Annotated in this window: 12 protein-coding genes; 5 read left to right on the top strand and 7 right to left on the bottom strand. The window is 63.8% G+C overall.

Translation table 11 applies throughout. The features are described from left to right. Positions 1–53: 53 nt before the first annotated feature. The gene (locus tag LDN82_RS21830) at positions 54–710 is read right to left on the bottom strand and encodes a hypothetical protein (protein ID WP_224165840.1); all 657 of its coding nucleotides are present in this window, start codon (positions 708–710) and stop codon (positions 54–56) included. Positions 711–941: 231 nt separating this feature from the next. Here LDN82_RS21830 and LDN82_RS21825 point away from each other — a divergent pair, with 231 nt between their 5' ends. Next, positions 942–1,163 carry a hypothetical protein gene (locus tag LDN82_RS21825; protein WP_224165839.1) on the top strand — a complete coding sequence of 74 codons (222 nt, stop codon included), beginning with the start codon at positions 942–944 and terminating at the stop codon, positions 1,161–1,163. 126 nt (positions 1,164–1,289) lie between these two features. Here LDN82_RS21825 and LDN82_RS21820 read toward each other — a convergent pair whose 3' ends face one another. The 3 genes from LDN82_RS21820 to LDN82_RS21810 are packed head-to-tail and all read right to left on the bottom strand — an operon-like array spanning position 1,290 to position 3,464. Beyond that, positions 1,290–1,694 (bottom strand): Rid family hydrolase, encoded by a 405-nt coding sequence (locus LDN82_RS21820; protein ID WP_224165838.1) that lies wholly within the window; start codon positions 1,692–1,694, stop codon positions 1,290–1,292. Beyond that, positions 1,691–2,497 carry an IclR family transcriptional regulator gene (locus LDN82_RS21815; protein ID WP_224092790.1) on the bottom strand — a complete coding sequence of 269 codons (807 nt, stop codon included), beginning with the start codon at positions 2,495–2,497 and terminating at the stop codon, positions 1,691–1,693. Before LDN82_RS21815 ends, LDN82_RS21820 begins: the two co-directional genes overlap by 4 nt. After that, positions 2,457–3,464, bottom strand: a complete 1,008-nt coding sequence (locus tag LDN82_RS21810) for a sugar kinase (RefSeq protein ID WP_224165836.1) — start codon at positions 3,462–3,464, stop codon at positions 2,457–2,459. Before LDN82_RS21810 ends, LDN82_RS21815 begins: the two co-directional genes overlap by 41 nt. Before the next feature lie 180 nt (positions 3,465–3,644). On the opposite strand from LDN82_RS21810, the gene LDN82_RS21805 reads away from it, so the two are divergent. From LDN82_RS21805 to LDN82_RS21790, 4 genes are read left to right on the top strand one after another with little or no spacing between them, the layout of a single operon-like run. After that, the gene (locus LDN82_RS21805) at positions 3,645–4,952 is read left to right on the top strand and encodes an alanine racemase (RefSeq protein WP_224165835.1); all 1,308 of its coding nucleotides are present in this window, start codon (positions 3,645–3,647) and stop codon (positions 4,950–4,952) included. A gap of 10 nt (positions 4,953–4,962) precedes the next feature. Further along, the gene (locus LDN82_RS21800; RefSeq protein ID WP_224165834.1) at positions 4,963–6,630 is read left to right on the top strand and encodes a D-aminoacylase; all 1,668 of its coding nucleotides are present in this window, start codon (positions 4,963–4,965) and stop codon (positions 6,628–6,630) included. After that, the gene (locus LDN82_RS21795) at positions 6,627–7,262 is read left to right on the top strand and encodes a bifunctional 4-hydroxy-2-oxoglutarate aldolase/2-dehydro-3-deoxy-phosphogluconate aldolase (protein ID WP_224165833.1); all 636 of its coding nucleotides are present in this window, start codon (positions 6,627–6,629) and stop codon (positions 7,260–7,262) included. Before LDN82_RS21800 ends, LDN82_RS21795 begins: the two co-directional genes overlap by 4 nt. Positions 7,263–7,285: 23 nt before the next feature. Continuing rightward, positions 7,286–8,677: a gluconate:H+ symporter gene (locus tag LDN82_RS21790; protein WP_224092802.1), complete on the top strand. Its 1,392-nt coding sequence runs from the start codon at positions 7,286–7,288 to the stop codon at positions 8,675–8,677. A gap of 192 nt (positions 8,678–8,869) precedes the next feature. Here LDN82_RS21790 and LDN82_RS21785 read toward each other — a convergent pair whose 3' ends face one another. Genes LDN82_RS21785 through LDN82_RS21775 form a run of 3 tightly spaced genes read right to left on the bottom strand, consistent with a single transcriptional unit; the run spans position 8,870 to position 12,349 of the window. Further along, on the bottom strand, positions 8,870–9,376 hold the full coding sequence (locus LDN82_RS21785) for a universal stress protein (RefSeq protein ID WP_224092804.1): 507 nt from the start codon (positions 9,374–9,376) through the stop codon (positions 8,870–8,872). A gap of 52 nt (positions 9,377–9,428) precedes the next feature. After that, entirely contained in the window at positions 9,429–9,773 is a 345-nt protein-coding gene (locus LDN82_RS21780; protein WP_224092806.1) for a CU044_2847 family protein, read from the bottom strand. Further along, on the bottom strand, positions 9,770–12,349 hold the full coding sequence (locus LDN82_RS21775; protein ID WP_224165832.1) for a CHAT domain-containing protein: 2,580 nt from the start codon (positions 12,347–12,349) through the stop codon (positions 9,770–9,772). The genes LDN82_RS21780 and LDN82_RS21775 overlap by 4 nt, the downstream gene beginning before the upstream one ends. Positions 12,350–12,540: the final 191 nt, after the last annotated feature.

The raw sequence follows: 12,540 nt of genomic DNA, 5'->3' as shown, positions 1-12,540 counted from the left end.
GTCTCGGCACGCACTGGGAGTCAAAGTGGGTCAAGGAAGCACCGCACCTCGCGCTAGAAATCCTCAGGAGCCACTGAGTAGCCTGCTCCCACTGGGTAGGCTTCAAGGTCCGCTTGGCTCAGGACGGCGCCGATGCACTCCGCCGAACCTCCCACGAATACCGATCTGGCGTAGATGTCGTTCCCCACAAACCATGCTCCATCGTCAGGCAACCACGTCATCGCGAGCCTGTTGGGCGGTGAGTCGATAGGGTCAAGGGCAAGACTGAGTGCCCCATGACGGACATGCATCACCCGGCCAAGGCCCGCTGTCACAGTTGGCGAACGGGCCACCTCATCTTTGAGACCGCTGTATCCCTCCCAGACAAGGAACGTGGCTTCCTGTGAGGACGTATGCCTTGAAAGAATTGCAAGCAGAGACTGCGCCACGTGCCCATTAATGGTCCCCATGTCGGGTTCAAGGTAGGGGCCCAGATCGGGCGACGCCGCGGCTACTACTTCATTCCATTGAGTTTCTGAGCCAATCGCTATGGCATCGCCTGTTAGATCGGACCAATGCAGTCTTCTGCCGCCGGGAACCAGGGCGGGGCTCAGTACACGGATCACGTGGGCGAAGCTTTGGGGTATCAGGGATGCGAGTGAGCCCAGCCGATGGCCCGAGACTTCCTGAAGATAAGTATGGAGGGCTTGGCTCATGCTCGGCGTCGTCACGAGCCCATCCTGTCATCATGCGACCCGCACCGCGCCCCCAGCCGTGTGCCTTCCTGACCTTCTTTCACGCCGCGGGCCTCTCGAGGCGCGGGGGAATGCGGCGTGTCGGCACGCACTGGGAGTCAAAGTGGGTCGGGAAGCGACACTCAAACAAGCCCCCAAGAAAACGCTCGACGGCGGCACTCGCCCAACGCTTGCGCCTCGCCCACCAGCCCACGTAGCCTCGCGTAGATGAGCCATGACGGAAAGCCAACCGTGGAACGGAACACCCGAGCTGACAAGTACGGGAGTTCGGCATTGCTTCCACTTGGAATCGTCTTCCTCATTGTCGCAGTGGCCATGGCGATCATAGTCAACCCTGCCTGGATCGCATTCCTGGGCATGGGCATCACTTTCCTCATCCTTGGGATCCAAAACCGCCGCAAGAACAAGAGCGACACCCCGGCTCCCTAGCCCAAGAGAACGCCGAGGCCGCGCAAAATCACTGGGGACACAGAAACGGGCTGGCGACGCCTGAATATGGGTGTCGCCAGCCCGAAACTGTGCCTCTAACGAAAGTGAGTGGCGCAGCCAGGCAGCCTACGCAGTAACTGCCAGGGCGTCGATCTCCACCAGCATGACCTCGTGGGGGAGGTCAACAAAGACAGTAGTGCGGCTCGGCAGCAGACCGCTGGGGACGTTCTCGCGGATGAACTCGCCGTAAACCTCATTCATGGCGGCGAAGTCATCGCGGGTGGTGAGGTAGACGCGGAACATGAGGACGTCTTCAACGGAGGACCCGCCGGCTTCGAGGATGGCCTTGACGTTCTCCAGCGTGCGACGGGTCTGGACGCGGACGTCGCCCTCACCGATGTACTGGTTGGCGGCGGGATCCATGGGGCCCTGGCCGGAGACCTGGAACATGCCGCCCTTCTTGATGCCCTGGGAGAATACGTGCGCCGGGGCGGGGGCGTTTTCGGTCAGTACTACGGTCTTTTCACTCATGCTGAGTTCCTTTCGTGGCTGATCCAGCCGAGGTCATTCGAGATGGCCTCGGTGCTGGCTTTGAGGTCGGGCAGCAGCTCAAGCAAGCCTTCATAGCTGAGCATTACTACCGGTACCGAACAAGAGGCTGCGGCAACAACGGCGCCGCTGGCGTCGCGGATGGGGGCCGCGATGCAGTGCACGAATGCTTCGTGCTCGGCGTTGTCGTGGGCCCAGCCCTGTTCCCTGACCTGCTCGAGTTCGGCCAGCAGGGCCTCCGGCGAGGTCAGGGTGTTCTCGGTAACTTTTACGTAGTCCAGCCCCGCGGCAATCTTTTCCTGCCGGCTGCGCGGCATGTCAGCGAGGAGGACTTTGGACACAGCGGCCGAGTGCAGCGATGCAGTCAGGCCGATGCGTGAGTACATGCGGACGGGGTGGTGCGACTCGAACTTGTCGATGTACACCACCTCATTCCCTTCGAATGCGGCCAAGTGCACGGTGTGCCCGGTTCGCCCGTTCAGTTCGGCCAGGTGCGGGTGCGCTACCTTGCGGATGTCCCGCTGCTCCAGGGCCAGCGATGACAGTTCGAACAGTTTGGAACCCAGCATGAACCGCTGCTCTTCGTCCCGCACCACGAACCGTTTCTCCTCCATGGCGTGCAGGAGCCGCATCACGGTGGTCTTGTGCACGGATGCTTTGGACGAGAGCTCGTCAAGGGTGGCGGGCTTCGCTGCGAGTTCTGCGAGCAGGTCGATGGCCCGCATGAGGCTCTGGCTCAAGATGTCACGCTCCGGTTCTGGTGTTGAAATGTCCCTCTTCAACATGGATAGCAGCCCAGTCCTCATCCGAAGAATCGAGGATGGCCGCGAGCTCCCCGGCGTCGGGTAGCGGACCGCGGTCGCCATGAACAGTCAAGGTGCAGGCGGCTGCGACGTGCCCCCTGCGCAGGCTCGCTTTCTGGCCGAGCCCAAACAGCATGCCGCTGAGGTAACCGGCGGCGAACGAGTCGCCGGCGCCAACAGGCTCGACGACGGCGACGGACAGTGCGGGAACCTCTTCCCGCGTGCCACTCCGGTCCAGGGAGATTGCGCTGATCGCCTCATTCTTGATGACCAGCACTTGAGGGTCCGGCATCAAACGGCGGAGTTCGGCTTCATCTGTGGTGCCGAAGGCGTGCTCGGCTTCGTCTTTTCCAACAAGCACGACGTCGGCCCGGTTCGCCAGGCGCTGCAGGACGGACCGGTCTTGGCCTGCCCAAAGGGCGGCTCGCCAGTTCACGTCGAAGCTGACGATGCGCCCGTTCCGCGGTTCGGCCAGCAAGGCTTCCAAGAGAGACAGGCACTCCGCGGACAGGGCAGCGGTGATACCACTCAGGTGGATGAGGGCGGCGTTCTTTAGTAGTGAGGAAACGGCGGGATTGGAAAGTGTGCCGGGTCCCATGGCCGACGCCGCGGAACCTTGCCGGTAGTACAAAACCGAACTGCCGCCGTCGGGATCTGATTCCTGGGCGGGGACCTTCACGTAGAGGCCGGTTGGCCGGGATTCGTCCACCTCGACGCCGGTGACTCCCACCCCGTGCGCCCGGAGGTCGTCCAGAATGCGAGTGCCGAAGCCATCGTGGCCCACCCGGCTGACCCAGTGCGTGTCCAGGCCCATGGCAGCCAATCCCATGGCAACGTTCGACTCTGCACCGCCGATCCCGTAGTGGAGCTCCGTGGCCTGGTGCAGGGGAACAGCTTGGGCTGGGGTGAGCATGGCCATCGTCTCGCCAACGCATACAGCTGACAGCATCGTTCTCCCACTAGTTGTGCGCTTCTCAGCGGTCTTGACTCTCCGTCCGCCACCATGTTAGACATATCACCAACAGGTTTGCAACCAGCGTTGCAAAATACGCAACGCAACTGAGAATCGCATACTGAACAGCCCCACACCGCAGCTTCAAAAACGCAGCCCCGCGAAGGGAATGAACCCGTGAACACTTCCGAAGCCATCTCGGCACACGCCGTGGCCGGCCTTGCAAACCGTCAGCTTGATTGGCGGCACAAGGCCGTTCCGGCAACCGCCAACGGGATCACGCACGCCGAATTCCTCGCCGCCAAGCACACCCTGGGCGATCTGCAGACGCCACTGCTGACACTTGATAACACGGCGATCCAGGCCAACGCCGATCGCCTGGCTGACTGGTGCAAGGAACACGGCGTGCTGCTTGCCCCGCACGGCAAGACCACCATGGCTCCGCAGCTCTGGACTGAACAGCTCAACCGCGGCGCCTGGGGCATCACCCTGGCCAACTTCGCGCAGCTTCGCGTAGCCCGCGAGTTCGGCGTCGCAAACCTTCAGCTCGCCAACAGCCTCACGGATCCGCACGCCATCGAGTGGGTCGCAGCCAACGCCACTGCCGAAGCTCCCATCCTGTCCTGGGTGGATTCCGTGGAAACCGTGGAAGTTCTTAACCGCGTGCTCACCGGGAGCGACGCCGTGCTGGATGTCCTCGTGGAGCTCGGGGCCCACGGCGGCCGGACAGGCGCCCGGGGCGTTGACGCTGCGATGCAGGTTGCCCGCGCGATCTCCGCTTCACCGAACCTGCGTTTGGTAGGCGTCAGCGGTTATGAAGGCTCGCTCGCGCACACCGCGGACGACGCCGGACTGGGCGCCGTCCGCGGATACCTCACCGACATGCGGCTGCTTCACGAGGAACTGCTGGCCGGCGGGCTGTACGGCTCCAGCGAAGTCATCATCACGGCAGGTGGCAGCGCCTACTTCGACGACGTCGTGACTATCTTGTCGCCCGCAATTAGCACGGGTGCCGAAACCGGAGGCCCCAGTGTGGACCTCATGATCCGCAGCGGCGCCTACATCATCCACGACGACGGCTTCTACCGCGGAATCTCGCCGTTTTCCCGAGAAGGCGATCAACCATTCCATGCCGCAATGCACGGCTGGGCACGCGTGGTTTCGCAGACAGAGCCGGGCCTTGCCATCCTCGACGCCGGCAAGAGGGACCTCCCGTTCGACGAAGGCCTGCCTGAGCCGCAGTTCATCGGACCGGTTCTCGGCGGAGCCATGGAGCCTTTGGTTGGGGCCGAAATCACCTCGGTCAACGATCAGCATTCCTTCATGACCTTCGATGCCAAAACCACCACCGTTCGTCCCGGCGACGTCATCCGGCTGGGCCTGTCACACCCGTGCACAGCCTTCGACAAATGGACCGTCATTCCGGTACTCGCAGACACCAACCGTGACCAGACCGTCGTCGACCTCATCCATACCTTCTTCTAGGACGAACGCAATGAAGACCCTCATCAGCAACGCCACCTTGGTGGACGGAACCGGAGCGGACCGCCGCCCGGCAGATGTCCTGCTGGACGGCGCGGTGATTGCCGCCGTCGTCGACGCCGGAACCCTCACCGCAGGCGAGACCGGGGCCGATCGCACCATCGACGCCACGGGCCTGGTCCTGAGCCCTGGTTTCATCGACATGCACGCCCATTCTGACCTGCAACTGCTTGTTAACCGGCAGCATTACGCCAAGCTCAGCCAAGGCGTCACCACGGAACTCTTGGGTCAGGACGGCCTGTCGTACGCACCCGTGGATGATGCCACGCTTGCAGGTGTGCGGGAGAAGATCGCTGGTTGGAACGACAACCCGGCGGACTTCGACTGGAATTGGCGGACCGTGCGTGAGTACCTGGATCGGTTGGATGACGAAAGCACCGACGACGATGGCACTACAGGCCGGATCGCAACCAACGCCGCTTACCTCGTCCCGCAGGGAACCGTCCGGGCCATGGTGATGGGTTTCGCCGAAGGTGATCCCACCCCGCAGCAACAGCAGCAGATGCAAGACGTGATCCGCACGGCGATGCAGGAAGGCGCCGTGGGAATGTCCTCCGGCCTGACCTACACGCCGGGCATGTACGCGCAGACCGAAGAACTCGCCGGCCTCTGCAGGACTGTCGGCGAGCTGGGCGGCTTCTATGCGCCGCACCACCGTTCCTACGGCAAGGGCGCACTGGATGCCTACGCCGAGATGATCGGCCTGAGCCGGGAGACAGGCTGCGCCCTGCACCTCTCCCACGCAACCATGAATTTCGCGGAGAACAAGGGCCGGGCAGGCGAACTCCTGGAGCTGATCGATAGCGCGCTTGATGACGGCGTGGACATCACCCTGGACACCTACCCCTACCTCCCCGGAGCCACGACGCTCTCCGCGATCCTCCCCAGCTGGGCATCGTCCGGGGGCACGGAAGCGACGCTTGTCCGTCTCAGCGACCCCGAAACCCGCGCACGCATCCGGGAAGCCGTGGAAATCTACGGCTCGGACGGCTGCCATGGCGTAGTTGCCGAATGGGACACCCTCGAAATCAGCGGAGTCCAGAACGCGGCGCTTGCAGGCTATGTCGGGAAAACCATCAAGGAGATCGCCGCCGAGACCAACGAGGAACCGTTCGATGTCTTCGTGCGGATCCTCACCGAAGACCGCCTGGGCACCGGAATCCTCCAGCACGTGGGTCACGAAGAAAACGTCCAGGCAATCATGAAGCACCGCACCCACACCGGCGGCAGCGACGGCCTCCTGGTCGGCGCCAAGCCACACCCCCGGGCATGGGGAACCTTCCCTCGCTACCTCGGCCACTACTCCCGCGATCTCGGATTGCTCAGCCTCGAGGAAACGGTCCACCACCTGACGGGCCGTCCCGCCGCACGACTCAAGCTCCACAACAGGGGCCTGGTCCGCGAAGGCTACGCGGCCGACGTCGTGCTCTTCGACCCGGAAACCATCCGCGACGAAGCCACTTTTGAGAATCCCCGCCAAGCCGCCAGCGGCATCCATTACGTCTTCGTCAACGGCGCAGCAGCGATCGACGGCGGCCGGCCCACCGGTGCCCGCGCCGGCCGTGCCCTGCGTCGAAGCCGTGACGGACTCACCCGAGAAGGAAGCAGTACCACCCAATGACTCCTGAAGAATTCATCCAGCAGCTCGAAGCCGACCGCACCCTCGCCGTGGTCCGCGCTCCGTCCATCACGGACGCCGCGGATCTCTGCCGGGCACTGGCCGACGGCGGCATCCGCAGCGTGGAACTGACGTTCACCACCCCGGATGCGCTCAAGCACGTCAAGCGCGCGGCAGAGACCGCGGCGGACCACGGTGCCGCCGTCGGAATCGGCACGGTCCTGACCGCAGACCAAGCCCGCGCAGCGATCGACGCTGGAGCCAGGTTCCTGGTAACACCAGGCATCCGGCCCGAGGTTGCAGCCGTCGCCGTGGCCGCCGGCATCCCGTTCAGCCTCGGAGCCATGACGCCCACCGAAGTGGCACAGGCACTTGACCTTGGGTCCGGCGTCGTCAAGATTTTCCCTGCCCGACAGCTTGGGCCGGCGTATCTGAAGGACCTGCAAGGCCCCTACCCGGGCATCCGCTTGTTGCCTTCAGGAGGCATCGACGCTTCCAACGCCAAGAGCTACCTCGACGCCGGTGCTGCCGCAGTCTGCTGCGGCACCAGCGTGGTCCCGCCCGCAGCAGTAGCTGCAGGCAACTGGGCAGACATCGCGGCCCGTGCCGCCGCGTTTACCGGCACCCTCAAGTAGGACTCACCCAGAAAGAAACCCCCATGAATGAATTCCTCGAATGGCTGCGGCACGACACCGCCGGCCTGCTCCTCCTGGCAGGCGCGGGCATTGCCCTCCTGCTGTTCCTGATCATCAAGGTCAAGCTCGAACCGTTCATCGCCCTGGTGGGAACCGGCGTGATCGTGGCGTTGGTGGGTGGGGTCTCAGTGGAAGCCTTGGTCGGCTCGGCCACCAAGAGCAGTGACGCCCTGATTGAGAAGGGCTTCGCTGGCATCCTCGGCCACATCACAGTGATCATCGGCCTTGGCACAGTGCTCGGTGCCATCCTCGAACGGTCCGGTGGCGCGGAAGTGCTGCTCGGCAGGCTCGTGAAGATCTTCGGCGAAAAGGGCACCCCGCTCGCGATGGGCATCACCGGCTTTGTGCTGGGTATCCCGGTGTTCTTCGATATCGGTATCTTCGTCCTGGCGCCGTTGGTTTACGTCGCTGCAATCCGCGGTGGCAAGTCGCTGGCACTCTACGCACTTCCATTGCTGGCCGGCCTCTCCGTGACACATGCCTTCCTGCCACCGCACCCCGGACCCGTCGCTGCCGCCGGCCTTTTCCATGTTGACCTTGGCTGGATCATCCTCATGGGCCTCATCTGCGGTATCCCGGCCTGGTTCGCTTCCGGTATTTTGTGGGGCACGTGGATCGGCAAGCGCGTCATGGTCAATGTTCCCGAGGACCGGATTGTCCCCGAGGCCGAGGAAGCCAAGGGCCACGAGCCGTCCATTGGACTGGTGTTGTTGGCCATCGGCCTCCCCATGATCCTCATCCTCGGCGGCACGTTCGGCAACATCTTCGCTCCTCCCGGTGTATTCCGGGACGTCCTGCAGTTCTTCGGCAACCCGGCCATCGCGCTGACCGTCGCAGTGCTGCTGGCCATGTGGCTCCTGGGCATCCGACGCGGCATGAGCTCCGCCGAACTCAGCGAAATCACCGGCTCCTCGCTGCGTCCAGTGGGCATGATCCTGCTGGTTGTTGGCGCCGGTGCCTTCTTCGGCGCAGTTCTCTCGGCTACCGGTGTAGGAAAGGCTGTGGCCGACTCGCTCGCCCAGGCTGGCCTGCCCATCATCCTCTCCGCCTTCGTGATCAGCGCGGGCATGCGCATTGCGCAGGGCTCGGCAACCGTGGCGATCGTAACCACCGGTGGCATCCTGGCCCCAAGCCTTGCCTCCGGTTACTCCCAGCCGCAGCTCGCCCTGATCGTGGTGGCCATCTCCTCCGGCTCCATCATTGCCAGCCACGTCAATGACGGCGGCTTCTGGATCATCTCCAAGTACTTCAACATGTCCGTCAAGGACACCCTGAAGACCTGGACGGTTCTCGAAACGGTGTTGTCCATCGTGGGCTTCGCTATGGCGGCGCTGCTGTACACGTTCGTGAGGTAGCTGCTTTATGAGGTAGCTGCTTCATGAGGTAGCTGCGGCCACCTCTGAGTGTTAAACAAAGAGCTCCGGAGTGCGTTATTGGGGGATACGCACTCCGGAGCGGTCTTTGAGCAGGTGCTTTCGCCGTCCTGCAGTAATCACTCTACGTTGGGCGCGACGGCATTGCCACCACCTCGAATAAGTACTTTCGCTTTAGTTTTTACGGCCAGCTTCCTGGGGCTTTCTCTGCGGCACAATCAGCACGGGCCGGCGTTGGTGGTGGCTCAGCCATGCCGCCACAGAGCCGTTCAAAGCCTCGGAAATGCGGTGGCCCAAGCCAGGTTCCGGCGTTCCAACAATGATCATCGAGGCATGGATATCCTCGGCGAGCCGGCCCAATGCGCGTGCGGGGTCTCCGGCGAGCAACCGCAAAGTCCAATCCGCTGAGCCGCCATCCATGGCCTCGCCGATGAGCTTGCCCAGGTCACTGCGAACAGCTGCGACGTCCTCGTCATCCTTCTCCGGATGAAGCGACATTCGGTGTGTCTCCCGCGCAGGGTCCCATTCCACGAGGTAGCTGGCCTCGTCCACGTACGCACAAACCAGCGGCACGCCGAGTTGTTCTGCCAGCGTCCGGGCCGTTTGCAGCACCTCCACATGCTGGTCGGGCAGGACGCCCACAACCAAAGGAATCCGTCCGCTGAAATTCTCCGCAGCCATACCTTATTGTTGCGCCGCGAGCAGTCCTTGAACAGGCTGTCTGCTCACCGACCTAGTTGGTTTGGGGCGGTTTGTTCCACGTCAGCCGCACCTTGAAATTGGATGCAGTGCTGGCGGACGCAATGAACGCCCCGGCCTCGGCGTGGAGGTCTATGCCGAACTCCACGCTGACCTCGTCAGGCCGGTTCTCCAGGCTCAAAAGCTCATCAATCACGCCCTGTACGGCGGGTCGGACATGCTCCAGGGCCCGCTGGAACGTCTGCTGCGCCCTCGCGAAAACCCCGGAATGATCCCCCGCATGATCGCCACCCCGGGTCACGATGCTCCCGGCCGTGCTCGCGACCTCCACAACTACCGTGCCGCCGTCGTCGGTGGTGAACTCAACCAGCCGGCTCACGGCGACGTTCCCGCCTTGGCAGCAGGCCCCGCTTCAGGTCCCGCTGCAGGTCCTGCTTCAGGGACGGTCCGCAGCCGCCGTGCCATCACGACGAACACCACGCCCACCGCGCAAAGAAGCATCAAATGCAGCAGCAACGGCAGCGCCTGCGACATGTACCAGCTCTCCATGAACACGCCTTTCCCTTGGATCCAGATGATCGGTTGCAACACAGTGGGCAGCAGGAGGAGCCACGCAAACGTCCGCCCGACCGGGTCCTTTAGGGCCAGGATGCCCGCCCAAAGTCCGAAGGTGGCAAGGATAAAACTGGCCACGACCGCGGTCACTTCCACCGTGTAGTTCAAGCCGGCGAGCCCAAAGATCGCAGCGGAAAGCACGACGCCGGTCATCGCAAGACGCGCTGGTACGGTCCGTCCAGGCAGCCCGGCGACCATGAGCAGCAGATAACCGAGTGGTGCCAGCAGGCCGTACAGGATCCGGAGCACGATGTCGCCGCCGTTGTCCTGCCAGTAAGCCTCGTCGAACCACATGAAGAACACCACGATGCACGTCCCCAAGCCACCAGCCACCGCTAAGGCGGCACCGGCCCACGCGAGCGGTGTCCAGGCGAGTGCTGGTTGCGGCGGTTTCGCGGATGGAATGCCCGACGCCGGGACCTGGGTGGGTGCCGGGATCCGCGTTGCGGGGGTCGCCATTGGCCGCTGAGGTTCTGGCCGCCGGGGCTCTGACCGCCGGGGTTCTGGAGGCAGGTCCGCAGCCGTATATGAACCTCTTTCCGGGGACGGCTGCTTTGCAGGCTCCGGTTCTGGTGGCTTCGACTTCTCGATCTCGGCCCTTGCAGCGCTCGCAAGTCCGTCGGGGTCGGCCGCGGCCGGATCGAGCGTCGCAAGTTCAGCTGATACATCCACCACGGCTCCCCACGAGCCCAAAGACGAGTGGTAGCGGAGTTCGCCCTGGAGATCGGAGATGCGCTGACGGCGCTCGCAGTCCTGACGACGCCTTGCTGCTTCGGGGAATTCCGGATCTTCCTGCACCAGGGCAAAGCCGTCCGCCGCGGCCAGCCAATCGCCTGCCTCTTCAGCGGCGAGTGCTTCACGGTATGTGCGGGACATGTCCAGCCGGTGCTGCGCGCTCTCCCTTAGCGCCGTGGCGTCACGGTAGCCGGGCTCCAAGGTCAGGAGATCATCAAACAATTCAACGGCTTGCTCGAAACGCCGTGCCCTTAACTCCGCGGAGGCCTGGACATAAAGGGCACGTAATTGGGCTCGCTTCATGGCCTGGTCGGCGTTGATTTGTGCCGCCTTCGCGGCAGCGCCGTCTCCCGCGCCCGAGCTTCCCGGGGCCTGCAGCGGGACTGACGCTTGCCCGCCCGAGGTGGGTGCCGGCGTCGGGACCCCAGCTTGGCCGGCCTGCCCGCCCGAGGTGGGTGCCGGCGTCGAACGTGCTTCCGAAACCGCTGAGCGTGGTGTGCCCCGCAGCGTAAAGAGTTGGGTGGAACCGCCGCGGACGTAGAGGGCAGGGGTGACCCATTCGAGTGTGCCGTCCGGGCTGGCCATGACCGAGATCCTGCCGACCCGTGCCGCCTCGTCCACAGTCCGGCCGTTGGCGATCGCAGCGTAGAAGCCATGGGCGAAGGCGATGGCCGCGGAGTCACTGATGGCGAATTGCATTGCCGCCACGGCGCCTATCCCGCTCCTGACCAACGAGGAAGCGGTGCCGGAAAAGAGGTCCGATTGGCCCATCTCGCCTGAGGAACACGAGTTCAACACAACCAGCCGCGGGCGCGGCGCAGCAACACTGAGCAAGGCCATGAGCCGCACCGCCCGGACCATCGCGGCCCTGCCATCCGGCCCCACCAAGGCGATCCTGCCTTCATCGGTCCGGGAATCGTAATCGCCGTGGCCCACAAAATGGACCACATGCCACGGGCCGGCAAGCAGCATGGACTGGACGTCGTCCCATGTTCCGCTCCTGGACCACACCAGCTCCACCCGTCCCTCGGCTACAGGACCGGCCAACGCCCTGCTCAGGTGGTCCTTCTCGGCATCGACATCGAGGGTAGGAAGGTCCCGTGGCGACGCGACGATGCCAAGGATCCGCAGCGGGGGAGCAACGTCCAAGGGATTCTGGTTGTAGTCAGGGGCAGGGATATGCCGCAACAGGGGTTCTGTTTGGCACAAGTACGTCTCGGTTTCGGGGTCGAAGAGGGTCTCCCACGGCATGGTAGCCAATTCCGGGGCGGCAAGCCGCAAGACCACCCTGAGTTGCTGCCCTGCGTGTTGGGCCGCGCCCAGGCTGGCCCGGTACGTGCCGTAGACCTCGCGGGTGAACAACGCCTGGAACAACTGCTGGCCAACTTCGCGGACTGCCATCTCGGCCACGGGCATGGTGCGGCGCGCAGCCACCGCGGAGGCAAGAACGGTCGCTTCAAGTTGGGGCAGCCGGTCCAGGATGCCCTCAACGTCCAAGGTGAACATCCCCGAAGCGTGGCCTCCCGCCGGAGCGCGGACCACGTGCACCGTGTATTCGCCGCGTGCAGAGCCGGTATCGATCTCCAGCTCGATGTCACAGTCCATCGCTGATCCCTTGTGCGAGCGGGCGTCGGCACGGACTCTTGAAACCTGTGCGCCAGCGTCCTAGGTACAGATTGGCCCTTCGCCGGATTCCCCACAAGACCCTGAAAGCCCTGCACTTATGCAGCGACACCTGCAGACGGGCAGCCCTTGTAGACAACCCGGCCCCGGCCTACGGTTAATCCGAAGGAAGG

It is taken from the genome of Arthrobacter sp. StoSoilA2, assembly GCF_019977195.1.
Lineage (GTDB): Bacteria > Actinomycetota > Actinomycetes > Actinomycetales > Micrococcaceae > Arthrobacter.
The sequence above is the reverse complement of the archived record's forward strand: the minus strand, read 5'-3'. Positions and strand labels throughout refer to the sequence as shown.